The organism is Chroococcidiopsis cubana SAG 39.79 (assembly GCF_003991895.1).
Classification (GTDB): domain Bacteria; phylum Cyanobacteriota; class Cyanobacteriia; order Cyanobacteriales; family Chroococcidiopsidaceae; genus Chroococcidiopsis; species Chroococcidiopsis thermalis.
Genome location: NZ_RSCK01000024.1, coordinates 28,673 through 52,872 on the forward strand (window position 1 = coordinate 28,673; position 24,200 = coordinate 52,872).

The window sequence follows — 24,200 nt, forward strand, 5'->3', positions numbered from 1 at the left end:
GGGAGAATAATGACCGACAACCAACAACCTTCACGCAGTGTAGTGCCAGCGTCTACAACCAATAATAGTCAACTACCAATTACCCATTACCAATTACCCATTACCACCCCCTTGTTAAGAATCGGCAGAAGGCGCTTAGTTGCCGCTGGTATTGCTGCATTTGTCTTACTTTCCTTTCTGCGGCATTTACCTCAAGAGAAATCGCCTCCCGATCCTACTTTTGAGAGTAATTTTCCTCCTCTGGTGATGCAGGGGGGAGATCCTTACATTCGGGCTTTAATGCGGACGATCTCCGCTAGCGAGGCAAATGGTTCTCGACCCTATTCTCTAATCTATGGTGGTCAGCGCGTTAGCGATTTGAGCCGTCATCCAGAACGCTGTATCACAATTGTCAACGGTCCTAACAAGGGAAATTGCTCTACCGCAGCGGGGCGATATCAAATGATAAATACAACTTGGTATGCTCTTGCGCCTCGATACCACCCTCAGCCTTCTGGCTTTCTGTTTTGGCAGTCTTATAGTTTTGAGGCAAGATATCAGGATAAGGTGGTTTATGCTTGGCTCAACGACTCGCAAGAGTGGGGGACGGATATTGCTGAATTATTGCGCCAAGGAAAGTTAGACCGAGTGTTAAGGCTGCTTTCCGGTACTTGGACGAGTCTCGGTTACGGAATTGAAGATAACGCGATGACCAGTTCTTTGCCACGAATCTACCAAAAAGTCTTGCAACAGGAATTACAAGATCGGGGATAATTGACAACTGATAACTGTTAAAATCTATCTTTCATGCCCCGCAAACGAGCAAATGTTTGCACGGGATCTTGACTTTTAGTAACTGCTTGTAGTTCGGGTTGCTGCCAGCGGAGAAATGGGTTAGTTTGCTTTTCTATTCCCAATAATGATGGTACAGTCGCTCGCTCGCGATCGCGAGCCTCTTGTACCTGGGCAAAGCGCGATCGCAGTTCTGAATTATTTCCATCTACAGTTAAGGCAAATTGCAGATTTTTCAACGTGTATTCGTGAGCGCACCAAACCCGGGTATTATCGGGTAAATTTCGTAATTTGCTCAAAGAGTTTACCATTTGGGTCGGCGTACCCTCAAATAATCGCCCGCATCCTCCAGCAAATAGAGTATCGCCACAGAATAATTCTCCAGGTTCGTTGACGCTGGTAGGAGGAAAATAGTAAGCGATATGGGCACGGGTGTGTCCTGGGACGAAGAAAACTTCGCCAGTGCGATTCCCAAATGAAACGCGATCGCCTTCTTGTAAAAACACCTTTTGTCCTGGTATTCTGCCTTTATCTTCGACTCCACCGTAAACTGTCAGCTGTGGATATTTTTGCATCAGCTTTTGATTTCCACCCACATGATCGTGATGGTGATGGGTGTTGAAAATTGCCACTAATTCTGCACCCAGTTGTTGCAGTTGGCGTAAAACTGGTTCAGCCTCAGCCGGATCGACGACAGCAGCTATATTCTGCTGTGGTTCGTAAAGTAAGAAAATGTAGTTATCAGAGAGTGCGTTGAGACGAATAACCTGCATTTAGTCTGACCGTGTATAGTGCCATTTACAATTTAACGAGTGAGTCTTGGTAAGGCGATCGCTTTAACGGATGAAATTTCTAGGAATAGATTTGGGTTGGAGTTCTGGTGCAAGCGGTTTGTGTTGTTTAGAACTAACAAACGGGCAGTTACAACTATTGGATTTAGATCGTAGAGAATCTATTGCCGATATCCTCGCTTGGATCGATACTTGGGTACAACTAGAGGAACCAGCCATTGTTGCTGTAGACGCGCCGACTCTAATCCCCAACGCCACAGGGATGCGTTTACCTGACAAACTCACTCACAAATATTTTGGTAAATATCATGCTGGTTGCTATCCAGCTAATCTCAGCCTACCTTTTGCTCAAAGGACAGTAGATTTTGGTCTAGCTTTAGAAGCTAGGGGATTTAACCACGCGCCAGAAATTACTCCTCAAATGCCAGGACGCTACCAAATTGAGGTGTTTCCGCATCCTGCGATCGTGCATTTATTCCAGTTAGACCGGATTCTTAAATATAAAAAAGGAAAGCTGGCGGAACGTTACTTAGAATTGCTCAAACTCCGCCGGCATATTGTTGATGTTTTGTCAACTCTAGAACCTGCTCTGGTTTTGAGCCAGGAGAGTTGCCAATCCTCGGAGATCCCCCCAACCCCCCTTAAAAAGGGGGGCAAAATTCCCTCTATAACGAGTCACAAGAGAATACAATCGGTTTTAAATAGCGATCGCCACGCATCACTGACTCTTGCTAGCCTCAAAGCCGTAGAAGACCAGTTAGATAGTCTGATCTGTGCTTATGTAGCGGCGCATTGGTGGTACTGGGGTTTAGAGCGGAACTGGGTATTAGGCGATCGCACCAGCGGGTACATTGTTGTCCCTGCTCCCTTGCCCGTCCAAGCTGCTAACCTTGACGGCGCTAGAGTCCTCCGCCCAGAGAATTAGTCGCGTCTCGTAGGGATTGGACAGATATTTGTGTTTTGGCAATACCCGTAATGACAATCCTTGTAAGCCAGAAGTGGTGTAGTTAATTTCAACCGTATAGATACTCATCCCCTGTGGATCTGTACCTTGAAACTGCATCGTAATTGGTACGCCGTTGACAATTTCCCCACTAGCATCAACGTTACCTTTATACAGTTCTACCTGCACGCTATCAGGGGACAATGTGGCAAGATCGATTCTGGCTTTGACAGCAATATTTTGATTCACTTGAATTTCTGCTGGTTCGGCAATATCGATCTCGACAACTTTAATGTAGTTCCAGTGTTCGGTTAAATCGGCTTTCCAACGAGCCAATTCTTTTGCTGGGACAAATTTATCGGCAGTTAAGGTAGAGTAGCGATCGCTAGCTGGGAAATAACCCCGTAAGGCGTACTCGCCTACCATCCGGGAAGTATTGAAAAACGGACAGTTAATCCGAATTGCATCCTTCATTTTGGCAATCCAGTGGCGGGGCAGATTGTCAGTATCGCGATCGTAGAATAGTCTGGCAACTTCCTGCTCGATTAAATCGTACAAGGCATTTGCTTCGACTTCATCTTGGAAATTGGGATCGTCGTAAATTTCTCCATGTCCGATCGCCCAACCAGTACGGACGTAATCGGCTTCATCCCACCATCCATCTAAGACACTCAAGTTGAGTAGTCCATTCATCGCTGCTTTCATTCCACTCGTACCGGAAGCCTCGCGGGGACGGCGGGGATTGTTGAGCCAAACGTCGCAGCCAGCAACTAACAACCGCGAAATATGCATATCATAATTCGGGACGAAGACAACTTGCTTCTCTAACCCATGTTCGCGAATAAAGCGGTTGATCTCGCGAATCAGTTCTTTGCCTGGAATATCTTTAGGGTGTGCCTTACCTGCAAAGACAAATTGTACTTTGCGGTCTTTATTGGTAAGAATTTTCTCGATCCGCTTAAAGTCGCGCATCCATAAAGTTGCGCGCTTGTAGGTAGCAAAGCGCCGTGCAAAGCCGATGGTTAAAGCATAGGGGTCTAGAACTTCTTGAGCTTCGGCAATTTCAGCAGGAGAAGCACCGCGATCGCGCAAATGCTTGACTAAATGCTCCCGCACGTACACGATCATGTCCAAGCGACAGCGTTCGTGGTTGCGCCACAACTCCTCATCGGGAATTGCATCCATCCGTTCCCATAACTGATTCTCGCTGGGGGCTGAAGACCAATTCGGACCCAAATAGCGATCGTATAATTCCTGGGTTGACTTAGCAACACAACTACGGGCGTGAACCCCGTTAGTGATGGCTGTAATTGGCACTTCTTCTTCTGGAACACCGTGCCACAATCCTTGAAACATCTCGCGTGACACGACACCGTGTAACTGGGCTACCCCGTTAGCAAAAGTCGCCATTTTTAGCGCTAACACTGCCATACTAAAAGGCGCGCTCAGATCCCCAGTATTTTCGCGTCCCAAGCCCAAAAACTCATCGCGTCCCAACCCGAACGCATCGGCATAATGTCCCAGGTAATACAACATTTTGTCTGCGGGGAACAAATCGATTCCTGCGGGAACCGGGGTATGGGTGGTAAATAGGTTACTTGCTGCTACGACTTGTCTGGCTTCAGTAAAACTCAAACCTTCACCCTGCATCAACACGCGGATGCGCTCTAATGCCAAGAATGCCGAGTGTCCTTCGTTCATGTGGTATGCCGTGACGTTATATCCCAACGCCTTTAGCATCCGCACGCCACCAATTCCCAACATAATTTCTTGGTGGATGCGCATATCGAGGTCGCCGCCGTAGAGTTGGTCGGTGATGTTATGGTCGTATGCGCCATTCGGTTCGATATTGGTATCGAGCATGTACAGCGGAACCATCCCCACCTGGACGCGCCAGACTCTTGCATAGACGGTTCTTCCAGGGTAGTCTACTGCAACGCGGATCTCAGAGCCGTCAGGATTGCGCTCTAAGTGCAGTGGCATATTATAAAAGTCATTGATGGGATAGCGTTCTTGTTGCCAACCATCAGCGTTGAGATATTGGGCAAAATAGCCTTGCTGATAGAGTAAGCCCACACCCACCAACGGTAAACCCAAGTCACTCGCAGATTTGAGATGATCTCCTGCTAGTACCCCTAAGCCACCGGAGTAGATGGGCAAACAATCTACTAAACCAAATTCTGCCGAAAAATAAGCGTAACACTCTTTCGCATAGCGCGTAGATTCGTGGAGCGTGTGCTGCGTGGCAAGGCTACCGTCTCCCGTCTTCTGTCCGCGTTGCTTATCATACCAGGTGCGTTCTTGCAAGTAGTCATCTAGCTGACGGGCAGCCCTATCCATTTGCGCCAAGAAGCCTTCATCCTCCTCCACTTCTTGCAACCGCGCTTGACTAATGTTACCCAACATTAATACAGGGTTATGGTGGCTCGATTCCCACAAATCGGGGTCTAAGCGCCGAAATAAATCTTTGCTTTCAACGTTCCAATCCCAATGTAAGTTGTAAGCCAGTCGCCGGAGAGGTTCGAGGCGCGGCGATAGGCGAGGAGAGACATTAAACGTGCGAATTGGTTGCATATAGCAGGGTGTAATTCTTTCTTGCTTCAGTTATCAGTTATCAGTTGTCAGTTATCAGTCTAGCCAACTACCAATTACCCATTACCGATGACTCATTGCTTCAGTTATCAGTTATCAGTCTAGCCAACTACCAACTACCAATTCAGCTAGATGTAGTAACAGTCTCTACCTTACTCTCTTCGGTACGAGTAAAGAACTTTTGACCGATCGCGCTAGTGAGAATGTGGGAGAGTAAGCCTAAAGGACCTGCAAATAAACACAAGGCTAATGAGTGAATCGTCCAAACTCTGGTGCGCTGTCCTTCCCAGTAAATCCAGCGTCCGACAAATAAATCCATGACGAGGTAATGAGTCCATCCCGTCGCCATGACTTTCGGATCGGCAAAGATTTGGGCGAGATCTGCTAGTTTTAATTGGGGATTGGATAAAGCTTGGGCGTTTTCAGCAGTGAGACTATTAACGAAGAAAAAACCGTATAGCACTGCTAAGGCGACAAATGGGAGGTATGATTCCATTATCTTTCGGGTTACGCCCCAATTTGGCAGCAGAATAATTAATACCCAAAAGGGTAAAACGAAGATATTTGCACCATTGAATAGTTGTTCGATTGTCATGACTGTGCTGCAAAGTAGGGGTGAGACAATAGCACTACTACAGCATTACTACAGGGGGCGATCGCTATCTGTCAAGTTACTTATCGATCGCGCGATCGGGCTGAAAGCTCAATAGAGTGCGTTATTTAACGCACCCTACCAATATACATATACTTAAATCTAGTACAAAAATCTAGTGCAAACGACGACGAAAGGCGATCGCCTGTTGTGGATTAGGAATTTTTTCGGCTAAAGCTTCTACTAACATATGAGCCGATATACTAGGATTTTGAGTTAAAGTTTCTCGAATTAGAAAACTCGCAATTGGTCCCACAAAATTAGTTAGTTCTTGATGGCAAAGTTTCACGAATTCAGGATGCAGCGAGGAACGTTGCTCGATTGGAGGTGGAGTGACTTGTGGTGGTTGCGATGAAATACCTGTAGTCTGCGGATAAAAAGAAGCCTGTTGTTGGCTGGGAAATACAGGTTTTTGTGGCGATTGCGGTACAAATTCTGTCCCAGGTGGATTAATAACAGTAGGCTGCGATCGCCCTCCACCCATTGCTGAAAGTACCTCCATTGCCGATTGATAGCGCTCTCGCGGTCTGTCGGCAAGCATTTTATTCAGAATTTGAGTCAAGCCGTGACTGACGGGTTTATAATCTTGCCAGAGCCACTCTAAAGAATAGCGATCGAGCAATTCATGGGGTGCTTTACCAGTTAATAAAACAATTGCAGTCACGCCCAAAGCATAGAGGTCGCTACTAGGAGAACAGTGACCCATCCGAATTTGTTCGTGGGGCGCATAGCCAACTTTACCCACCATAGATTTGTAGTTAATATAGGCTTGCTCGGAGTTACTAGCAGCCATATTACCAGATGCTTCTACTCCCTGTTTCCCAACTCCAAAGTCAATTAATACAGGTAAATTTTTCTCGCCATCAAAAATAATATTATCGGGAGAAATATCGCGGTGAATGATTCCGTGTTGGTGAATATAATCTAATACAGGTAATAAATGCTGAAGCCATTGAACTATTTCTGCTTCAGAAAATGCTTGTCCGGTTTTTAGTAGACGGTCTCGTAAAATATGAGAATAATTCTTGCCGTCAACGTATTCCTGAACTAAAAATAGTCGTTCGTTATCTTCAAAACATGCTAAAAACTTAGGAATTTGATAATGAGAGATTTGATATAATATTCTTGCTTCTCGCTCAAACAAATCGCGAGATTTTTGTAAACAATGTGTCGCAATTGAATCTGGTAAAAATTCTTTTAAAACACAAAACTTATTAAAGCAATGTTGATCGTAGGCTAGGTATGTCCGTCCAAATCCTCCTTGTCCTAAAACTCGATGTAGCAAATAACGATTAGCGATTAACATTCCCGTTGCCGTATTTGCGGTTGGAGTTTTAACTTCAGGCAAGGCAATTTCTTCAATCGGCACTTCTGAGTAGAGCTTAAGTGGCACTAACTCAGTTTGACCGTTGGTTGTGACTTTGGTATAAACGATTTTTAAAAAATTGGCGTTATTATTGTTACCGTCAGCCATAGCGATCCTTTCCTCGGACAAAGTGGAGGGGGAGGTGGGTATAAAGTTATCATCCTATCTACTCTTATTATTAGTTAGGAGCGAAGTAGAATGGTTATGCAAGACCAAATCTAAAATAGGGTAAGCGATACCTACCCTATAACTTAATTATTCACAAATAAATCAGAGGTTTTTGAAAAAGCTTAACGAATGGTAATAATGAGCGTTTGTCTTAATTTACCGTTGCCACTGACTTGCTGTGATATTTGTGTCCCAGGTCCAGAAAGTTTAATCGCCACGTTAGAGGAAACTGGTCGATACTCTCCTACAATTTCAACTTTGTTATCTCCTTTTGTTAAATAAGGCACTAAATTGAAGCTTGTTTGACTTGCTTGTAGTTTTTTCACTTCTACCCCATCTACCATGACTTTTCCGGTTAGACGAGTATTTCCGGCGATCGCAACTGATAAAATGTGAGGCGATCGCAGTGCGGTTGCATTCAAACTGATTCCAGTTGTTTGTTGCTGCGATGATTGAGTCGATGATTGAGTCGATGATTGACTATAAGTACTAGCAACACTATGAGAATACGAGTAGCTTCTTGAATAATTCATAGGTTTAATTGTTTGACTATTTGATGGTAAAGATAAATTATTTTGATAATAATTTAATGGCGAACTTAGTCCTAAAACAGCAATTATGAATCCGATTAACATCTTTAAGTGAGTAGGGAGAAAGTGAGTGGTAATGGGTAATTGGTAATTGGTAATTGAGTGGTGTGTGATGCGTGGTGCGTGGAAGAGATTGTAATTACATTCTTCTGACTCCTGTACGGACGGGTTCATCCGAAATCTTCGTCGGAGTTAGAGATCTTTGGTGAACCCGCCCTTACGACTCCTTCTGATAACTGATAACTGAAAAACCCCTTTGTATAAGCTAAGTGTACAAAAGGGTGAAGGGATTTGTGGAATTAACTTCAAGAAAGTTGAAATATGCTACGAATAGCGAGCGGTTATTGCAGTTATTAAGGCAGTTATTAAGATTGCGTGCGATTTAGCCATCTTATTGATGCATCAAATCAAGCATTAGGTAGGCGTTGCCCACCCTACTGATAACTGATAACTGACAACTGATTTAACGGCGTTCCAAAGCTCCTTCTGGAGTAGGTACATTCACGCGAACATCGACAGGAGTATAAATATTTGGAGTATCTATCCCCATTTCGCGCAATTTGTTGTCGCCTTCACGACCACCTAGTTTATGTTCGCTGCGGCGATTTTGTCTGACGCGATCGCCTTGACCGACTTGAGTAGACGTATGAGTACTATTGTTGTTGTAGCAATTTTCGTCAAACTCGGCGCTAGCTTCGTTGTTTTGCTCGGCTGGCTCTCTAGATACGCCCACTTGCACGTTCACGTCAGTTGCAGTACATACAGCTTGGGCGGGTTTAATTGTTGTCGTACCTAAAGCCAATACAGTAGAAAGGGAAAATAAACCAAGGGACAAAAATTTAAATCTCATAAATCTCACTTTTTCTCCTAGTGTGGAATGTCGATTTGTAGTGTTATTCGCACGTTGTTGATGAAGAACTATAGGTGCGAGAAACGCCACCAGAAGAAACAGTGGTTTGCGATCGCTGGTGGCTATAATTACCCTTGTTACAATCAGTTCGAGTTCTCAGAACTTGAGAATTATCAATTGCACGAGGTTGCTCGATCGCGCAAGCAGCCACAGATAAAGTGGTAACGCTGAGTAAGCCGAGTAACCAGAATTTAAACCGCACTTTTAGCTCCTATTTACCGACGGCTATCTGCAAGTGGTTGTGGAAGAAGTTTGAGTGCGGCTGACTCCACCACCAGAAGAAGTGGTTGTGGAAGAACTTTGGTGACTGTATGTACTACCGCCTCTACAACTGGTTTGCGTCCGCCGGACTTGGGGACTGACACTCCACGGGCTGCGTCTGGTACGGGTATTGTAGATCCGCCGCCAGCGGTTGCTACTTCTCACGGCTGGACGATTGCGTTGAATTGTAACTTGAGAGTTGCCGTTGGTCACGCGGATGTCGTCACCTCGAACGACCGTTGACCCCCCGTTGCTTGACCGAATTTCTACGTTGCCTGCTTTCGCCATTTCCATTGGTAACACCAGAAAAATAGAGGCAACCAAGACTGAAATCGATTTTTTGTTCATCATGAGCAGATACCTGCACTATTAGCTAATTGTTAATGGTTAATGGTTGATGGCGATTAACCATTAACCATTAACAATGAACGATTGTTTAACGACGATTAAATACATCGCGGCGAATTCGAGCATCTTGAGTGTTTTGGTTGACAGAAGTGTTACCGCTACCAAATTGATCGGTCAATTGATCGGAGGTTTGATTGATAACATCTCTCGAACGCTCTGCACCACCACGCCGTCCAAATCTTCTTTCAGATTTATCAATTTCAGCGTTTTGAGTGCTTTGGTTAACAGAAGTGTTGTTATTTCCTTCTTGGATTGTGGTTTGGACTGAATCCTGGTTAATCTCGTCTGCTTTAGCAGGCAGAGCCAGCAATCCAAAACCAGCAGCAGCAATAATTCCGACTAGACCAGCTTTAACAGTAGATTTGATGGTTGTCATAGTTTTTTCCTTCTTTTTGCACTTAGTTGTTAGTTGTTGGGCTGTAGAGACGTTACATGTAACATCTCTACAGCAAATTCTTATCTTCGTCGAATGAATTGGTCGATCTTGTGCTGGATGCGGTTATCGGTTCCGTTCGTCACAGCATCGCTTTGAGCGTTTTGTCTGGTGGTACTGTTCGTGCTGTCACCACGTCGATCTTGGTCGCTGTATTGGTCGATTTGTTGATCTATGCGGTTGTTTTCACCGCTTGCAGAGCCACTGACACGGGAATTTTGAGTTGATGTATGATTTCCCGAACCGTCACTGTGAATGATATTCGTTTGCCGAGTGCTTTGGTTGACGCTGCCACCATCGCTCGCTGTTGCACTGTTAGAAGAACTGCTACGACTGGTGACATCGGCACGCGCGGGAAGGGAATTCAATCCAATTCCAGTAGCAGCAACAAGACCGAGCAAACAAGTTGAGAAAATTCTCTTCACTTCTGGATGTGAAGTGGTGTTTAGCATGTGCGTGACTTCCTTCGACTAAGATCGGTTTCAGATTAGTTCTATAGTTGAGGGTCGTCAAATCCGATCGCATTACAGCTGTGTGTGAGGAGCATGACCCAACCTATTGCAGGATGGGAATTAGGATTTAGCGATCGCGAACCTCAAAGCGGTCGCGACGAATCCGTCCATCTTGAGTGTTTTGGTTGACAGAAGTATTACCATCACCATATTGATCGGTGAGTTGGTCGTTGCCTTGGTTGATGGAGTTGCGATCGGGACGACCTTCTCTACGATCTGGACGACCAAATCTTGTTTCAGTTTCCTCAATTTCGCCCGTTTGGGTATTTTGGTTGACAGAGGTGTTGCTGTAGCCGTCCTGTCCGGTGGTTTGCGTGTTACCTTGGTTAATTTCGTCAGCTTTGACGGGCAGAGCAATTAGACCAAAGCCAGCGGCAGCGATTAATCCAACTAAACCTGTTTTGAGTCCGGCGTTAAGATTGGTTCTGAGATTGTTGTTTGTCATTTTTATTACTTCACTTGCACTTGGTTGTTGTCCTCAGAAGGACGATAGCCTTCATGTCGGAGGTTTTTAGAGATTTGTTCCACAGACGAGCAAGTGTTTTTGGTTACTTGCTGCATCACTATTACAGTTAATCAGAAAAGTTGTGCCTCATTTCGGAAAGAAAGCAAAATTTTTTTGAGACTAGAAAGAAAAAGAAAAGGCGATCGCAGTGTAGGCTTACATTTGACGCGATCGCGCTAGAGCATTGAGAAATTTCTGAAGCTACTAGCGATCGCAGGTACTAGCGAGGATAAACAGTAACGCCGCGATCGACAGAAGTGTTTTTCTTGTCATTGCGATTGGTTTGTTGGTGATTGCCTCGATTATGCTTGTCTTGACGAGAAGACTCGGAGGAATCGTGCAAATAGTCGTAGTCACCGGAGCGATCGAGTTTCGTTTTTATCCCCTTTTTATCAATTTCGGCAGTTTGAGAGGATTGTTGGACCGAAGTGTTGCTATTACCATCCTGTCCGGTAATTTGCGTGTTAATTTGAATAATCTTATCGGCTTGGGCAGGCATACAAAACCATCCGAAACTTGCAGCTAAAATTAAACCGCTGCAACCAGTTTTGAGGATGCGATCGATTTTCATAGTAATTTCTTCCTTTGCACTTAGCTGTCAGTCAGTTATCAGTTATCAGTAAGAGCGTGAAGAAAGGGTGTGGGGTGTGCGAGAAGAGGCAAGAGGCAAGAGGCAAGAGGCGAGTGGGAAATTTTGAATGCGCGAATTTTGAATTGCTTCCTCAGCCTCCTCAGCCTCCTCAACTCCCTCAGCTCTCTTTTTCCCTGCTCCCTTCCAAAAAGACTTTGACCGAGTTGTATAAGTTCCTGAGACAGTAAATTACAGTCAAGTTAAGGAGAAGATAATTTTGATGAAATGGTGGCAACGTTTGCTCGCGCCAGGATTTATCGCAGGTAATCTGGTAGCCATGTTCGGCAGTCTAGCGATCGCGCAGTCAGATTTGTTGACTCAAGCAGAAATTTATAAATTAGTCAATCGAGTTCAATTATGGCTGAAAAACCAACCGCCGCGATCGGCGCAAGTTGCAGACATGGTTCAGCCTCTAGATGCAGTCAAAACCGATCCCCTCGCTAGAGCAGATTTAGTTTTTAATGAAGGTTCGCTGGTGCGGTTAGGGGGAAATGCTATTTTTCGCTTTGTACCTGGTAGCCGTAGTTTTCAGTTGCGTAACGGTACTGCCTTGTTTATTTTTCCACCTGGAGATGAGAGCGGTACTGTTGTGACACCAGAAGCTGTAGTCACAGCGCCGGGAACAGCCGTATGGGTGCAGCATAACTCAGATAAACACATGACATCAATTGGAGTTTTGACCGAAAACCCCCAAGTTCCCGTGACTGTTGCCACTTCTGGGGGTGAAGGCGTAGTGGTTTTAGATGCGGGACAGCGCACGGCTGTGAAACAAGGAGAATTGACAGCTGTAAAAGATATGAGCTTGAGGCGATTTTACAAAGCCTGCAATCTAGCGGCTGACTTAGGCACGGCGGAGGAAACACCGAGCGATAGCCTCCCGCCACAAGCACAAAATACGATTCTGACAGTCCGAAATCAGGCGATCGCCGCTTTAGAAGAGCAATTCCGCGAAGAAACAGAACCCCCACCTGGTTTCGAGCAGATCGTACCGTGTACCGTTAAAGAAGAACCGAAAGGTATTTCAACAGATCCTCAAAATGTTTTTCAGGGTTTTCCATCTGTGCCGAGTAGGAGATGATGGGTCAGATCGCTGTTACATCCCACAATGACATCGCCTTATCCCAAATAGCACAGGTGAAAGAGTCAATCTGTCCGCGATCGCGCTGCGGTTATACAGAGTATCTAACTTCTAAAACGTCAGTACGGGTTAATAGCTCGTCCTGCGCCAACACCGAATGCATCCACAATAGTCCTGGGACAGTGCTAGCAATTATCTTTCGCATCCATAACCCAATCTGTGTCGTCATTTATCATTTCTCATTCGTCATTCGTCATTTGTCATTCGTCATTTGTGGATGATAATTATTCTCCCTTGTCTCCCTTGTCTCCCTTGTCTCCCTTGTCCCCCTTGTCTCCCTTGTCTCCCTTGTCTCCCTTGTCTCCCTTGTCTCCCTTGTCCTCCTTGTCTCTCCGACTCCCGACTCCCGCCGTTTAACAATAAACCGTAACATCTTCACCGCACTCGTCTGCTAGGAAGCACAGGCACTTGAAGCGGAGGTAAACGATCTGTTCGTAGAAAGGATTTAACTTACATAGAGGTGGAATGTGAACCAGCTTGCGTCCAAAGAAGCTAATTGTCCGTTCAAAAGGACACCGTGCGGGAATTAATTGACAAAACAGATGAGCGAATTTGGGATTGTGAATTTCTAGGCTTTCTAACCATTGGCAGATATTACTTTTGAGTGCGATTGGTGCGAACATAGGGATCTCTCCTTTTGTAATACTGAAATTAGGTGGAACTGGTGGGTTTTATTTATATAGGTGGTTAATTACCTTCATTTATTTGATAGGTTTACCTCTGCTGTGTTATGCAACTAACGTGAGCGATTGATTCATGCGTCCCCGTCAAGGCATTATCGAAATCTTTTCGACCTTTCTGCAATTTGACGCAGACCGCTTCCGTGCTTGGGTCAGCGACCCACACTTGCGGCGGAGTATGCAAGCTAGGCTGGCACAATCTCCGCAAATGGAGGCGGCGGAAAACTATTGGGTTCTTTATTGGTATAAGTTGTGGCAAACTCAGCCTGATAGTCTAGCTAAGGCACACCTTACCGCTTACTTGCAGGAAGTGTGCTACTGGACGGCACATAAAACGAGTGCCAGCTTTGCTTCATCCCAATACACCTTGTCTGATTGCTTTCAAATGGCGATCGCCCGTTTTGATAAGGTCTTAAAAGGCTTTAACCCCCAATTGGGTTACGGGTTTAAAAACTATGCCAGTGCGATTTTTAGCAGCGTCCTGAAAGATTTGCTGCGCCAACAGCAGGAAGTCGATATTTCGACAAATTGGTCGCTGCTGCGTCGCTTAAGTCAAAAAAGACTGCTAGAGTCTTTACAAAATGCCGGACTTGGTGTAGACGTTATTAACCGTTACGTCCTTGCTTGGAATTGCTTTAAAACGCTTTACGTTCCGACTCAGCCCACGGGAACCCGCCAACTGCCCAAACCGGAATCTGAGACTTGGGAGGCGATCGCTAAACTTTACAATCAAGAACGCATTACCCAACTCCAGCCATCAGGGACAGAATGTAACGCTCAGACGCTAGAAAAATGGCTTGTTGCCTGTGCCAAAGCCGCACGCTCTTACCTCTATCCCTCACTCGTATCGATCGACGCTCCCAAACCAGGACAAGAATCAGGAGCATTTCTGGACGATTTGGGTAGCTTCGAGCAAGATAATTACCTGAACGAAATGATCGCTGTTGAAGAACAGAAAAAACAGCAATCGCGACAAACTCAGATGCAGGCAGTTTTAGCAGAAGCGATCGCCAAACTGGACTCGCAAGCACAGACAATTATGCAAATGTACTACGGACAGGGACTGACGCAACAGGAAATTGCCAAGGCGATCGATACCAAACAATATACAGTTTCTCGCCGCCTCACCAGAGCCAGAGAAAGCATGTTACTGGCTTTGGCAAAATGGAGTCAAGAGACATTGCATATTACTCTGACATCAGAGGTACTCAATAATATCAACACAGTTTTAGAGGAATGGTTGCAGGTACATTACCGCCGTCCCTCCTCGCTCATGGAGTCTACCTCATGACCTTCGATCCTAGCTCGCTAACTTTAACCGATCCGACACAGGTGTGGCTGGAAGTGTCGGATTTAGTGCGATCGCAGGCATGGCAGCGCAGCCAAGCTTGTTCTCATCCCAGCAGTCGTTGGAACGCCTATCTCAATCAAGTTTGCCTCCAGACTATATTACCCTGGTTGCGGGAAGAACATGCTGGAAAAGCTCTGGCTGTACCGAGTTTCACCGCTTTACCTAGTATCTGGGAATTTGTGAATGGGACGGGCGTAGCTTGGGACAGGCTGCGGATCGTCTTAATTCCAACAGAGACAATTGACTTAAGCGAACTGCGCGTGCCTCAAGAATGGGTAGACATTCCTGACTGGGTTGCTGATTATTACTTTGGCGTACAAGTAGACCCCGATTGCGCATCTATTAGAGTTTGGGGTTATGCTACCCACGAACAACTCAAACAAAATGGTAGCTACGATTCCCAAGACCGCAGCTATTGCCTAGATGAAGCCCATGTAATTCAGAACATGAGCGTATTGTGGGTAAGCAGACAACTCGGTATTACCGAAACGACACGCCGGACAGTTGCAACTTTACCTGTCATTCCCTTAGCACAGGTAGAAAATTTAATTCCCCGCCTGGGAAGCTCAGAAGTTGTGAGTCCGCGCTTGGCAGTACCGTTTCAATTATGGGGCGCGTTAATCTCGCATGGCGGTTGGCGACAAAAACTTTACCATCACCGTTTGGGACATCCCGAACAGTGGTCGGTTTTAGAATGGCTGCAAACAGGAGTATCGGACGCAGCAAGACAGATGGGATGGGGACAAAGCACCTGGCAACCAGCGATCGTGGCGGCTGCAAGAGGGACGACACAATTTTTTCCAGAAGTTTTGCTGACTCGCCACATGATTATTGCCCAGCAGCAGTATGAATTAAGAGCGATGCCTCGTACAGGGGGAGTCTGGCGATTTGAGTTACGTCATGCTATGGGCGATTCCATTCCTGCCGGATTTACACTACGTTTATTAACTGAAGACTTACAAGCATTTGAAGGCAACGAAGACACAGCTAGCAAACCTGTAGAATGTCTATTTGTCGAAGTCTCTCTTGCTCCAGGCGAAGGTTTAGTTTGGGAAATCGAACCCACCCCAATCAATTACGATCGCGAGATTTTGCGATTTTGAGAAATCAGTTATCAGTGGCTGGTGGTTGGTGGCTGGTGGCTAGCTACTTGCAAATGACGAATGACAAATGACAAATACTTACTGAGCCAATGCTAGTATTCTTTGGGCGATCGCCTCGGTAACGGGCATTACTGATAATCGATTACCTTGTTTGACTACGCCTAGTTCTTCTGGGCTAAATTTTTGTTTCAACGTAGGTAAGGAAATAAATCGAGGAAAAACCTTGACAAATTCCACTTTAACTGTATACCAGCGCGGAGAATGAGAGTCCGATTTTGGGTCATAGTAGGGGCTACTAGAGTCAAACTGCGTCGGATCGATAACTTCAGGTGTGACAACTCGCATCAAACCCACAATTCCTGGGGGTGTGGCATTAGAGTGGTAGAAAAAAGCTAAATCTCCTACTTGCATTTGACGCAAATAGTTGCGGGCTTGATAGTTGCGTACCCCATCCCAAATTGTGGTGCGATCGCGATCGAGGTCTGAAATGCTGTAAGTCTGTGGTTCTGATTTCATCAACCAATAATTCATAAATCGTTAGTGATTAGTGACTGGTGGCTAGTAACTAGAAAGGAGTCCAGCCACTAGCCACTAGCTACTGATAACACTCAAGGAGCGTCAATTTCACGAGTAGTAGAACTGTCTCCTAGCCACTAGCCACTAGCCACTGATAACACTCAAGGAGCGTCAATTTCACGAGTAGTAGAACTGTCTCCTAGCCACTAGCCACTAGCTACTGATAACACTCAAGGAGCGTCAATTTCACGAGTAGTAGAACTGTCTCCTAGCCACTAGCCACTAGCCACTAGCCACTGATAACCGCTCGTTTCCAAAATTCATGAATTTACGTAAAATAATATGAAGTATTGATAAAAATAGTAGCATTGGAGATTAACTCGCTCATGGCTGAAGCATCAGATCGGCAACGGCAGATTATGGAACATTTATCTCGCAGTACGGGAGATTTTATTAAACCGTCACTCAACTCAGAAGACCGCAAGAAGCGAATTATGGAGCATATTCGTTTAACCAAAGGTTAAGGCGATCGCAAAGTGTAAGGTGATTTCGGCTCGATATCCTTGACACTCATAACTGGAAAATGCCATATTCCCGGTTGACACTCTCGCGATCGCTGGAGTGAAGTCAATCGATATTCACATATTCTGAGCCGAATGCTACACCGATTAACATTATTTATCACTGGAGCGATCTTGGTAGGCTTTGGTAATTATGCCGCGATCGCTCAAGAAGCACCTCAAGTAGCATTCAGCAATGTTAACCCTGGCATTGTAGAGCCGATGTTGGGGAATATGAAAATATTGCAGTCAACTGCACCAGCGACCCTGAGCGTTAACGTACCATCAGAGCTAGCGGCTCAGATTAGTATTTTATCTCCGAATTTGGTAGAAGGAGCGTCAGACGATCCAGAGGGGACGACGCGGGTAGGTTTTCTGAACTTTGGAGCGAATAGCCTAAGCAGCGATAGTCAAAATAATACTGCCAACTTACCCACAGGTAACACGGATTTAGAAGTGCGAATGCGGGTAGAGCGTCCTGTTGCCTTTACCCCAGGAAATTATAATTATCGCCTGAATCTCAGCGTCACTGTCACGCCACCTTAATGACTAACCTTAATTACTGCAGTACGGTGAAGCTAACGCTAAAGGGAGTGTGGTTTGTCTTGCCCTCACCCCATTTCAACTCGCCAGAGAGTTGATACTCTCCTGGTGCTAACTTAGTTTGCTGGGGAGTTTGAGGAGAAATTAATAGATAGCGTTCTCCTTGGGCGATCGCAGTCGTATCGTTAATTTTACCTGTAGAAATCTCTTGCTTGCCTTGTTTCAACGTCCAATTTCCCGCAACAACGGCAGAAGCTTTGCCTGTATTTTGCACGAGTAATTGCACTTGGTGCGATTTTGGGTTAAACCTGGCACTATTAGCAACGAGATTTGGTAACACATCTCCTTTACGGACGTAGACCGTGACACCAATGCGCGGCACAACAGAAGTAATGAACGTGACTTGATTTGTCTGGTTAGTTTGCGTAACTTTAGTCGCCTGAAGATTTTCTGTAAAAATCATGGTGCGATATTCACCATCCGGTAAGTTAGGTGGAAAACGTACAATGAAACGAATTTTCCGCTTACCAGAGCTAGGAACGACTAACTCTGTAGGAGAGAATTGCAAATAGGGACTCAGATCGTTAGGGCTAGATTTCAAAGCCTGAAACCCTTGTTCTTTGTCGTAAGTAAAGGGAGCAGTGTAAACGCGGGCGCGAAAAGCTTCCGGCGCTTGATTGTAAACAGTCATCGTACCTTGTGCTTGACCCCGTTTAGCTTCTGTCTCCACGACCATAGGAGTAATAGCAATATCTGCGCGGGCAACACTGCCCCACAATAAAAAGCTAGATAGCAAACAACTACCTAGTAACGAACAGCGACCGATGGCAGCAACATTCATCAATGGTTTTATCACAATAACTATAACTATTACCGTTGTTAGTTACGCACGCGCAACTCCATTTAGCAACGAAACTTGGTTTGAAAAAAACCAAGTTCGTCACTTTTCAATTGCTTTTAATTAAGCAAATCAGTCATAGCATTAGTTAGGGGTTGCAGTCAAAGTAACCATATATTGGTAAGTGCCGCTAGGAACGTCAGAAGTAAAGCTTCTCGTACCAGCAACCATACCGACTTGGAGTGGAACATCAACACCAGAAGGAATTGTTATGGGAGTCGTAGACTTGTTCCAAGCACCACTATCAAAAGTACTACCACCGGAATAGGCAGTAGTATAGTTTGCCCCATCGTAAACAATAGATTGCAACTTCTGTGGATTAAAACTAGCAGGGACGCTAACTGCTACTGGAACAGAAGTACTCAGTTGAGCGGGAGAATTGCAATTAATCATTGTTTGACCAGCAGGGAGACCAGGTGTTAAACCAGGAATACCTCCACTAGATTCAACCCAGCCATATTTGGGCATAACCTGACCGAGAGTACCGCCGACAGTCCCAGAAAATACACAGCTTCCTGCAACAGTGCCGTTAAATGGAACATCTTGGGTTGTTGGTGCTGCATTTGCCACGGGGATGAAAGATGCAGTACTCAACACAGCAAGACTACTAGCTAAAGCTAAACGCCAATTCATAAGCTACTCCTTTCAAATTAAATCTTGGTGAATTTTTCAACTAGGACACAGCAAAGTACTGCTTAGAAATAAACTTGCATTAGTCTATGCATTCTAAGTCCAGATAGCTTTTCCTAATAAAAAACTACTTGATGGCTCTAAAAAATCACTTCAGTTAAATTAATCAACCAGAGATTTTTTAACTCATGCCATTCAATTTCAGGTTCAACTATTGCTGTGACTGATTACTAAAATAAGCAAGTATTTCTCAAAACTATCTGAGAGAAATTACGTAAATTTAGCCGCAAAAAACGACAAAAGCAGCGATTTACTTTAATAATTTATTTATTTTCGATTATTTGGTCTGTATTTGCGCATCGAGCGAGAAATATCGTGGATTCTACGGATGTGACGTTAATAATTGTCGAGCTATATTAATCCGCTGTTCGCTCAAAATAACTTTATTTGCATTACCAAAATCGGCTGGTAATGTGTTACTGCTTTTGTACAGCAAATATCTGTATAAGATTTTTTGTAAAATCAAAATTTTACAAAATTTGTTACTTGTTAGCCGATCGCCTGTTGATAATTTAATTCAATTTAACTAACCTGGACGGATTGATTTTCAATATATGAAAACAAAATATCTGCTGACTTTATCGCTCCTCACGGCTGTGCTGGGAACATTTGAGACAGCGATCGCGCAAGTAACAACAAATGAAAGTTCTATAAAAATTTTGCCGGATTTGTTAAATTCTGAACTCATGCATTCTGCTGCACCAGCAACTAGTGCTAACAATTCAAACAGCTTGTTAACGCCTAAGACTGAGTTTAGCGTTTTTCCTGTAGGAATAAATATAGGCGATCGCAATGTCAAATCTGGCGCATTAGTCCGAGGACAAGAAGACGGCAGACAAGCACTTAACTTTGCTAATTGGCGACTGTCTTACGATGATATAATTCAAGTCTTAAAATTTAACGTTACCACTTTAGCAGACGGTCAAATAGAAGTCCGTTCCGCTGGAATTGTGACTCGCCTCAATCCTAAAAAACTGCGTACCGATCCCGAACTAGGCTTGGTATTTTCGATTCAAGATTTACAAACATTATTTGGAATAAAAGCAAAGTTCGACCTGAATGAATATGCAATTATTTTAGAAGTGCCTTGGCTGACTCAGCCTGCAACAAATACATTTGAAGAAACCGAAACGCCTGTTGTCTTAAATGGCTTACAACGCCTCTACCCTGGCAAATTAAATATTGCTGGTATGGAACAAAGAGTCAATGCGACAGGAACGGGAGACACCACACCCACTTACACGGGAGACACACTTGCTGTTGGTAGTGCTTTCGGTGGTTCTTGGTTTGTCCGTACCACTCAATCCCAATTGCAAGACTTCTCCACTTGGAAACTTGCCGAAGCTCAATTTCTGCGTCAAACCGATTTTACCGACTATTTTGTAGGCTCTCAACCGACATTTTGGCAAAGTCAAGAAACGAGAAATTATTGGGGTTTAACCTTAGTTCAAAGACAAGGCTTTTCTCCACCTCAGAGTCTATCTGCTGGGAGTTCCGATCCGCGCCAACGCTTGCAAGCTGCTGTCGTGGGACGCACGATCGCCGGTAAAGCCGAACCAGGAACCTTAGTTAGGTTAGTCCGAGGATTTGGCAGTCGGGCGATCGCAGAAGTTTTAGTCGATTCCTCTGGAATCTATCGCTTTGAAAATATTAAATCCGATCGCGCTTATGACAGCAACTACCGTGTTTTCCTCTATCCCCAAGGACGGCTGACTGCACCACCAGAAATTCGAGAAGCGAGTTTTTCGACCGTACCAGGACAAATTCCCGCAGGTGCTTCGGCTTTCGTCGTGTCAGGCGGATGGCAAAGCGATACGGACGCGCAAATTCCTTCCATGCAGGAGTTGCGCGGCGGAGTTGCTGGACGCTGGGGTTTATCGCCAACGCTAACTGTAGGTTTAGGTGGGGTCTACGACGACTCTTTACAAGGCTTGGCAGAGGTCTTCTGGCGACCTGATAACTTTCCTTTACAAGTAGCAGTCTCGGCGCTGGCAGGTTCTAAATTGGAGGCGATCGCCGATATTCAATTCACTCCCTCGCCTAATTTCAGTGCGTTGCTATCGAGTGACAGATATTCCAGTCGTTTGAATCTCAATTGGCAGTTGTCGCGCAGCTTCAGCTTATATGCCTCAGCTAACAGTCGCGATGCCACATCTGGAGGAGTGCAATTTAGCTTTAGCGGGAAAAATGTCTTCACCTTTGCCCGTGCTGGCTTGGATACCAAAAACCGCCTGCGTTGGTACTTACTCCAAGGTTTGGGCAGATTGGAACTGAACTTACAAGGTAACGAAGTAGGTACGAATTCGGCACTGACGTACAACTTATCTCAAGACAATGGCAACACCGGACACTCATTGCTATTAAATTATGAAACGCGCAGTCAAGGTAGAAGCGATCGCTTACTGACTCTTGGCTGGCAATATCGATCGCCACAACGGGCAAGTGATGGAAACTATTTATGGGAAGCCCAACTAGGTTACGGGATGAATTCTGGAGGTAGCGGTCTATTTGCCTCGCTGGGAACCACCGTCCTACCAGGCGTGATGTTGCGCGGACGCTACCAAGGAGTATCTCTCACCTCTGATGAGTCGAGTTTCAGCATCGAGTTAGTTTCTAGCTTAGGCTTGCAGGCGGGTATTAGCCCAGGCGACAGGCATACCAGCGAGTTCCGTACCCAAGGCGGTTTATTAATTCAACCGTTTTTTGACCGCAACAACAACTCAAAACGCGATCCAAGTGAAGAGATTTACACCGAAAACTGCGATCTGTTACTGATACTAAATAATCAACCACTAACCGCTTGGCGACCGAAAATTCAACACAATCGCATCCTCTTGCGCCTACCACCCAATACCTACCGTTTAGACTTCGATCCGGCGGGATTCCCTCCCGATTGGCAAGCACACCTACAAGCTTTGGCTGTGGTTGTCAGTGCTGGCAGCTACACCCCCGTTTTCGTGCCTCTAGTTCCTGCCTTTAGCCGCACTGGAGTTGTTATTGATATGCAAAACAAACCGATTGCTGGTGCAACGGTAGAAGCTATAGGAAAATCTGGTCAGCGCAAATTTTCCGTGACGAACAGCGCCGGAGTTTACTATCTAGAAGGATTGTCTCAGGGAGAGTATACACTGACAGTAAATGGTCGCTCCCATTTACGGTTGAAATTAGATACATCTACCAAACCGTTTCAAGAACTTAATTTGAAAGCCAAAGTTTAATATCCAGCCGCTCGATCTACGATGTTGCGCAAAGGTTTCCCAGCTTGATAAAGTGCCAAATTTTCTAGAAATAACTCTATTACCCGTTGTTGCATCTGTTGAGATATGCCGCTACAGTGAGGAGTTATAAAGACATTGGGTAGCGATCGCAATTGACTGTCTGCTGGTAGTGGTTCTACAGTAAAAGCATCTAAAGCCGCGCCTGCAATCCAGCCTTTTTGGAGAGCGTGAATGAGAGCATTCTCATCGATAATTCCGCCACGGGCAATATTAATTAAATAAGCACTTGCCTGCATGGATTTTAGGACATTGGCATCGATTAGGTGTTTCGTTTGAGGTGTTAAAGGCGTAGCCAAGACGAGATAATCTACCTCTGGTAAAAGTGTACGCCATTCCTCAGCCCCAACGACTAAATCGAAACCGGGCAGCGATCGCGGATGCAAGCAACTCCCCCAGACGCGCATTCCAAAAGCTTGAGCGCGGGTGGCGATCGCTTGACCAATACCTCCTGCACCGATAATTAAGATAGTTGCGCCCATCAATTCTTGGATTCCCAAAGCTTCTACTTCTGGATATGACAGCCAACGATCTTGCTGTTGGGCTTTAAATGTAGATAAGCATTTGGCGCGATCGAGCATATATGCTAAGACAAATTCAGCAATGGGAATTGCATGAACTCCAGCACTATTTGTCATTATCAGATCGCGAGAGACTAAGGTTGGGATTAATAAATGGTCAATGCCTGCACTTTCAGTATGCAGCCAACGTAGATTGGGTAATTGTGATAATACTTGCTCGAAAAACGTATTATAAGACCATTCATGAAAATACACCTCAGCATCGCTTGGATCTCCATCTAGATTCCCTTGAAGATCGAGCCTGACAATGCGATCGTCGTTCGATAAATGAGGCTCGATCTGTGCTGCTAAATTACTTGGTAAAACAATTTTCATAAAATTCTTATTTCCAAATTCCGAATTCCGAATTCCGAATTCCGAATTACCCTTTCACGCCGCTACCTGCTGCTGTGGGTACGATGTAACGTTGCACGAACAGAAATAAAATTAAAATTGGTGCAATTGAAATTATCGAACCAGATGCAATTAATCGCCAGTCTAAAGAGAAGGTTCCTGCTAACATTGCCACCCCTAAAGGTAAAGTGTAAAGTTCGGGGCGATCGATCACAATCAAAGGCCAAAGAAAGTCACTCCAAGCACCGATGAAAACAAAAATTGCCAACGTGACGAGGGCGGGGCGAATAGCTGGTAGCATGACGTTCCACCAAATACCTAATTCCGAACACCCATCAATTCTGGCTGCTTCTTCTAATTCTTTCGGAACGCCTTGAAAGGCTTGCCGTAGTAGAAATATACCAAAAGCAGAGGCGATCGCCGGAAAAATAATTCCCAAATAGGTATTTTTCATTCCTAACTGTACTGTCAAAATATACAGCGGAATCATCACAATTTGAAACGGAATCATGATGGTAGTGACAATTGCCGTAAAGATAATTTCTCGACCGCGAAATTCTAAGCGGGCGAGGGGATAAGCTGCTAAAGCACAAAATAATAAATTCAATCCCACTGTCAGCAATGCTACGAGCGTGCTGTTAAATAAATACCTGCCAAAAGGATTTGTCTCCCAGACGCGGACAAAATTATTAAATGTTGGCTGACTGGGTAAAAATTGCGGTGGAAACTGAAAAATATTTTCTGTCGGAGATTTCAGCGACGTACTCAGCAGCCACAGCAGAGGAAACAGCATTAAAATTGCGATCGCGCCTAGTAAACCATACGTCCAAATTGTTCGCCAAGTTTGATTTTGTCTTTGTTTACCCTGATTCATACATTCCTCACTGCGATCGAATATCTCATCAATAGCAAAGCAAATTTCTTTCAAAGTAGGAATCAATCGATCGTAAATTAACTTATTTATTTAAAAAAATTTAGATTTATCTGGTAAAGACACTT

Annotated in this window: 28 protein-coding genes; 9 read left to right on the forward strand and 19 right to left on the reverse strand. The window is 45.0% G+C overall.

Annotated features, from left to right (window positions below):
* The first annotated feature begins 9 nt into the window (after window positions 1-9).
* Window positions 10-753, forward strand: a complete 744-nt coding sequence (locus DSM107010_RS16260; protein WP_181246353.1) for a glycoside hydrolase family 24 protein — start codon at window positions 10-12, stop codon at window positions 751-753.
* Window positions 754-770: 17 nt separating this feature from the next.
* Here the strand turns inward: DSM107010_RS16260 and gloB are convergent, their stop codons facing one another.
* Entirely contained in the window at window positions 771-1,544 is a 774-nt protein-coding gene (gene gloB / locus DSM107010_RS16265) for a hydroxyacylglutathione hydrolase (RefSeq protein WP_106167579.1), read from the reverse strand.
* 70 nt (window positions 1,545-1,614) lie between these two features.
* Between gloB and DSM107010_RS16270 the strand changes: the two genes are divergently transcribed.
* A complete protein-coding gene (locus tag DSM107010_RS16270; RefSeq protein WP_106167578.1) occupies window positions 1,615-2,487 on the forward strand; it encodes a DUF429 domain-containing protein in 873 nt (290 codons plus the stop codon).
* Here the strand turns inward: DSM107010_RS16270 and glgP are convergent.
* The 11 genes from glgP to DSM107010_RS16325 all read right to left on the reverse strand — a co-directional run bounded on the left by glgP (window position 2,389) and on the right by DSM107010_RS16325 (window position 11,473).
* Window positions 2,389-5,079 carry an alpha-glucan family phosphorylase gene (gene glgP / locus DSM107010_RS16275; protein WP_106167577.1) on the reverse strand — a complete coding sequence of 897 codons (2,691 nt, stop codon included), beginning with the start codon at window positions 5,077-5,079 and terminating at the stop codon, window positions 2,389-2,391. The genes DSM107010_RS16270 and glgP overlap by 99 nt on opposite strands.
* Window positions 5,080-5,221: 142 nt before the next feature.
* A complete protein-coding gene (locus DSM107010_RS16280) occupies window positions 5,222-5,692 on the reverse strand; it encodes an ABA4-like family protein (protein ID WP_106167576.1) in 471 nt (156 codons plus the stop codon).
* Window positions 5,693-5,864: 172 nt separating this feature from the next.
* The gene (locus DSM107010_RS16285; RefSeq protein ID WP_199755572.1) at window positions 5,865-7,223 is read right to left on the reverse strand and encodes a serine/threonine-protein kinase; all 1,359 of its coding nucleotides are present in this window, start codon (window positions 7,221-7,223) and stop codon (window positions 5,865-5,867) included.
* Between the two features lie 182 nt (window positions 7,224-7,405).
* The gene (locus tag DSM107010_RS16290) at window positions 7,406-8,047 is read right to left on the reverse strand and encodes a hypothetical protein (protein ID WP_127023376.1); all 642 of its coding nucleotides are present in this window, start codon (window positions 8,045-8,047) and stop codon (window positions 7,406-7,408) included.
* A gap of 289 nt (window positions 8,048-8,336) precedes the next feature.
* Window positions 8,337-8,723: a hypothetical protein gene (locus tag DSM107010_RS16295; protein ID WP_051033303.1), complete on the reverse strand. Its 387-nt coding sequence runs from the start codon at window positions 8,721-8,723 to the stop codon at window positions 8,337-8,339.
* Window positions 8,724-8,766: 43 nt separating this feature from the next.
* Window positions 8,767-8,985 carry a hypothetical protein gene (locus DSM107010_RS16300; protein ID WP_041462624.1) on the reverse strand — a complete coding sequence of 73 codons (219 nt, stop codon included), beginning with the start codon at window positions 8,983-8,985 and terminating at the stop codon, window positions 8,767-8,769.
* A 23-nt stretch (window positions 8,986-9,008) separates the two neighbouring features.
* On the reverse strand, window positions 9,009-9,395 hold the full coding sequence (locus DSM107010_RS16305) for a hypothetical protein (protein ID WP_127023379.1): 387 nt from the start codon (window positions 9,393-9,395) through the stop codon (window positions 9,009-9,011).
* Between the two features lie 85 nt (window positions 9,396-9,480).
* Entirely contained in the window at window positions 9,481-9,828 is a 348-nt protein-coding gene (locus DSM107010_RS16310; RefSeq protein ID WP_015156961.1) for a hypothetical protein, read from the reverse strand.
* A gap of 80 nt (window positions 9,829-9,908) precedes the next feature.
* Entirely contained in the window at window positions 9,909-10,337 is a 429-nt protein-coding gene (locus DSM107010_RS16315; protein WP_015156962.1) for a hypothetical protein, read from the reverse strand.
* A 127-nt stretch (window positions 10,338-10,464) separates the two neighbouring features.
* On the reverse strand, window positions 10,465-10,842 hold the full coding sequence (locus tag DSM107010_RS16320; protein WP_015156963.1) for a hypothetical protein: 378 nt from the start codon (window positions 10,840-10,842) through the stop codon (window positions 10,465-10,467).
* Window positions 10,843-11,122: 280 nt separating this feature from the next.
* Window positions 11,123-11,473 (reverse strand): hypothetical protein, encoded by a 351-nt coding sequence (locus DSM107010_RS16325; protein WP_015156964.1) that lies wholly within the window; start codon window positions 11,471-11,473, stop codon window positions 11,123-11,125.
* Between the two features lie 280 nt (window positions 11,474-11,753).
* Here DSM107010_RS16325 and DSM107010_RS16330 point away from each other — a divergent pair, with 280 nt between their 5' ends.
* Both DSM107010_RS16330 and DSM107010_RS39670 read left to right on the forward strand, forming a co-directional pair.
* Window positions 11,754-12,611 carry a FecR domain-containing protein gene (locus DSM107010_RS16330; RefSeq protein WP_241994235.1) on the forward strand — a complete coding sequence of 286 codons (858 nt, stop codon included), beginning with the start codon at window positions 11,754-11,756 and terminating at the stop codon, window positions 12,609-12,611.
* A complete protein-coding gene (locus DSM107010_RS39670) occupies window positions 12,608-12,892 on the forward strand; it encodes a hypothetical protein (RefSeq protein ID WP_127023385.1) in 285 nt (94 codons plus the stop codon). The genes DSM107010_RS16330 and DSM107010_RS39670 overlap by 4 nt, the downstream gene beginning before the upstream one ends.
* On the opposite strand, the gene DSM107010_RS37990 is transcribed toward DSM107010_RS39670, so the two are convergent.
* Window positions 12,879-13,031: a hypothetical protein gene (locus DSM107010_RS37990; protein ID WP_181246352.1), complete on the reverse strand. Its 153-nt coding sequence runs from the start codon at window positions 13,029-13,031 to the stop codon at window positions 12,879-12,881. The genes DSM107010_RS39670 and DSM107010_RS37990 overlap by 14 nt on opposite strands.
* Complete coding sequence (locus tag DSM107010_RS16340; RefSeq protein WP_015156967.1) at window positions 13,025-13,294, reverse strand: Mo-dependent nitrogenase C-terminal domain-containing protein; 270 nt, start codon at window positions 13,292-13,294, stop codon at window positions 13,025-13,027. The genes DSM107010_RS37990 and DSM107010_RS16340 overlap by 7 nt, the downstream gene beginning before the upstream one ends.
* Window positions 13,295-13,427: 133 nt before the next feature.
* Between DSM107010_RS16340 and DSM107010_RS16345 the strand changes: the two genes are divergently transcribed.
* Window positions 13,428-14,642 (forward strand): sigma-70 family RNA polymerase sigma factor, encoded by a 1,215-nt coding sequence (locus tag DSM107010_RS16345; protein ID WP_127023388.1) that lies wholly within the window; start codon window positions 13,428-13,430, stop codon window positions 14,640-14,642.
* Window positions 14,639-15,805, forward strand: coding sequence for a DUF1822 family protein (locus DSM107010_RS16350; protein WP_106169727.1), 1,167 nt, complete (start codon window positions 14,639-14,641; stop codon window positions 15,803-15,805). Before DSM107010_RS16345 ends, DSM107010_RS16350 begins: the two co-directional genes overlap by 4 nt.
* A 78-nt stretch (window positions 15,806-15,883) precedes the next feature.
* Here the strand turns inward: DSM107010_RS16350 and DSM107010_RS16355 are convergent, their stop codons facing one another.
* Window positions 15,884-16,336 (reverse strand): EVE domain-containing protein, encoded by a 453-nt coding sequence (locus tag DSM107010_RS16355; protein ID WP_015156970.1) that lies wholly within the window; start codon window positions 16,334-16,336, stop codon window positions 15,884-15,886.
* A gap of 371 nt (window positions 16,337-16,707) precedes the next feature.
* Between DSM107010_RS16355 and DSM107010_RS39675 the strand changes: the two genes are divergently transcribed.
* Together DSM107010_RS39675 and DSM107010_RS16360 are read left to right on the forward strand one after the other, a co-directional pair.
* Window positions 16,708-16,845: a hypothetical protein gene (locus DSM107010_RS39675; RefSeq protein ID WP_015156971.1), complete on the forward strand. Its 138-nt coding sequence runs from the start codon at window positions 16,708-16,710 to the stop codon at window positions 16,843-16,845.
* Between the two features lie 132 nt (window positions 16,846-16,977).
* Window positions 16,978-17,427, forward strand: a complete 450-nt coding sequence (locus DSM107010_RS16360; protein ID WP_015156972.1) for a hypothetical protein — start codon at window positions 16,978-16,980, stop codon at window positions 17,425-17,427.
* A gap of 13 nt (window positions 17,428-17,440) precedes the next feature.
* Here the strand turns inward: DSM107010_RS16360 and DSM107010_RS16365 are convergent, their stop codons facing one another.
* Entirely contained in the window at window positions 17,441-18,265 is an 825-nt protein-coding gene (locus DSM107010_RS16365; RefSeq protein WP_106169729.1) for a hypothetical protein, read from the reverse strand.
* 141 nt (window positions 18,266-18,406) lie between these two features.
* Window positions 18,407-18,955, reverse strand: a complete 549-nt coding sequence (locus tag DSM107010_RS16370; protein WP_015156974.1) for a hypothetical protein — start codon at window positions 18,953-18,955, stop codon at window positions 18,407-18,409.
* 611 nt (window positions 18,956-19,566) lie between these two features.
* On the opposite strand from DSM107010_RS16370, the gene DSM107010_RS16375 reads away from it, so the two are divergent.
* The gene (locus DSM107010_RS16375) at window positions 19,567-22,230 is read left to right on the forward strand and encodes a carboxypeptidase-like regulatory domain-containing protein (protein ID WP_106166916.1); all 2,664 of its coding nucleotides are present in this window, start codon (window positions 19,567-19,569) and stop codon (window positions 22,228-22,230) included.
* Here DSM107010_RS16375 and DSM107010_RS16380 read toward each other — a convergent pair.
* Together DSM107010_RS16380 and DSM107010_RS16385 are read right to left on the reverse strand one after the other, a co-directional pair.
* Window positions 22,227-23,183: a D-2-hydroxyacid dehydrogenase gene (locus DSM107010_RS16380; RefSeq protein ID WP_106166917.1), complete on the reverse strand. Its 957-nt coding sequence runs from the start codon at window positions 23,181-23,183 to the stop codon at window positions 22,227-22,229. The two genes, DSM107010_RS16375 and DSM107010_RS16380, sit on opposite strands and share 4 nt — an antisense overlap.
* Window positions 23,184-23,229: 46 nt before the next feature.
* Window positions 23,230-24,075: a carbohydrate ABC transporter permease gene (locus DSM107010_RS16385; RefSeq protein WP_106166924.1), complete on the reverse strand. Its 846-nt coding sequence runs from the start codon at window positions 24,073-24,075 to the stop codon at window positions 23,230-23,232.
* Window positions 24,076-24,200: the final 125 nt, after the last annotated feature.

What these genes read in the sequence shown, in the direction of transcription:
- DSM107010_RS16260 (WP_181246353.1), top strand. Translation starts at nt 10, where the DNA reads ATGACCGACAACCAACAACCTTCACGCAGTGTAGTGCCAGCGTCTACA.
- gloB (WP_106167579.1), bottom strand. Translation starts at nt 1,544, where the DNA reads ATGCAGGTTATTCGTCTCAACGCACTCTCTGATAACTACATTTTCTTA.
- DSM107010_RS16270 (WP_106167578.1), top strand. Translation starts at nt 1,615, where the DNA reads ATGAAATTTCTAGGAATAGATTTGGGTTGGAGTTCTGGTGCAAGCGGT.
- glgP (WP_106167577.1), bottom strand. Translation starts at nt 5,079, where the DNA reads ATGCAACCAATTCGCACGTTTAATGTCTCTCCTCGCCTATCGCCGCGC.
- DSM107010_RS16280 (WP_106167576.1), bottom strand. Translation starts at nt 5,692, where the DNA reads ATGACAATCGAACAACTATTCAATGGTGCAAATATCTTCGTTTTACCC.
- DSM107010_RS16285 (WP_199755572.1), bottom strand. Translation starts at nt 7,223, where the DNA reads ATGGCTGACGGTAACAATAATAACGCCAATTTTTTAAAAATCGTTTAT.
- DSM107010_RS16290 (WP_127023376.1), bottom strand. Translation starts at nt 8,047, where the DNA reads ATGAACCCGTCCGTACAGGAGTCAGAAGAATGTAATTACAATCTCTTC.
- DSM107010_RS16295 (WP_051033303.1), bottom strand. Translation starts at nt 8,723, where the DNA reads ATGAGATTTAAATTTTTGTCCCTTGGTTTATTTTCCCTTTCTACTGTA.
- DSM107010_RS16305 (WP_127023379.1), bottom strand. Translation starts at nt 9,395, where the DNA reads ATGATGAACAAAAAATCGATTTCAGTCTTGGTTGCCTCTATTTTTCTG.
- DSM107010_RS16310 (WP_015156961.1), bottom strand. Translation starts at nt 9,828, where the DNA reads ATGACAACCATCAAATCTACTGTTAAAGCTGGTCTAGTCGGAATTATT.
- DSM107010_RS16315 (WP_015156962.1), bottom strand. Translation starts at nt 10,337, where the DNA reads ATGCTAAACACCACTTCACATCCAGAAGTGAAGAGAATTTTCTCAACT.
- DSM107010_RS16320 (WP_015156963.1), bottom strand. Translation starts at nt 10,842, where the DNA reads ATGACAAACAACAATCTCAGAACCAATCTTAACGCCGGACTCAAAACA.
- DSM107010_RS16325 (WP_015156964.1), bottom strand. Translation starts at nt 11,473, where the DNA reads ATGAAAATCGATCGCATCCTCAAAACTGGTTGCAGCGGTTTAATTTTA.
- DSM107010_RS16330 (WP_241994235.1), top strand. Translation starts at nt 11,754, where the DNA reads ATGAAATGGTGGCAACGTTTGCTCGCGCCAGGATTTATCGCAGGTAAT.
- DSM107010_RS39670 (WP_127023385.1), top strand. Translation starts at nt 12,608, where the DNA reads ATGATGGGTCAGATCGCTGTTACATCCCACAATGACATCGCCTTATCC.
- DSM107010_RS16340 (WP_015156967.1), bottom strand. Translation starts at nt 13,294, where the DNA reads ATGTTCGCACCAATCGCACTCAAAAGTAATATCTGCCAATGGTTAGAA.
- DSM107010_RS16345 (WP_127023388.1), top strand. Translation starts at nt 13,428, where the DNA reads ATGCGTCCCCGTCAAGGCATTATCGAAATCTTTTCGACCTTTCTGCAA.
- DSM107010_RS16350 (WP_106169727.1), top strand. Translation starts at nt 14,639, where the DNA reads ATGACCTTCGATCCTAGCTCGCTAACTTTAACCGATCCGACACAGGTG.
- DSM107010_RS16355 (WP_015156970.1), bottom strand. Translation starts at nt 16,336, where the DNA reads ATGAATTATTGGTTGATGAAATCAGAACCACAGACTTACAGCATTTCA.
- DSM107010_RS39675 (WP_015156971.1), top strand. Translation starts at nt 16,708, where the DNA reads ATGGCTGAAGCATCAGATCGGCAACGGCAGATTATGGAACATTTATCT.
- DSM107010_RS16360 (WP_015156972.1), top strand. Translation starts at nt 16,978, where the DNA reads ATGCTACACCGATTAACATTATTTATCACTGGAGCGATCTTGGTAGGC.
- DSM107010_RS16365 (WP_106169729.1), bottom strand. Translation starts at nt 18,265, where the DNA reads ATGAATGTTGCTGCCATCGGTCGCTGTTCGTTACTAGGTAGTTGTTTG.
- DSM107010_RS16370 (WP_015156974.1), bottom strand. Translation starts at nt 18,955, where the DNA reads ATGAATTGGCGTTTAGCTTTAGCTAGTAGTCTTGCTGTGTTGAGTACT.
- DSM107010_RS16375 (WP_106166916.1), top strand. Translation starts at nt 19,567, where the DNA reads ATGAAAACAAAATATCTGCTGACTTTATCGCTCCTCACGGCTGTGCTG.
- DSM107010_RS16380 (WP_106166917.1), bottom strand. Translation starts at nt 23,183, where the DNA reads ATGAAAATTGTTTTACCAAGTAATTTAGCAGCACAGATCGAGCCTCAT.
- DSM107010_RS16385 (WP_106166924.1), bottom strand. Translation starts at nt 24,075, where the DNA reads ATGAATCAGGGTAAACAAAGACAAAATCAAACTTGGCGAACAATTTGG.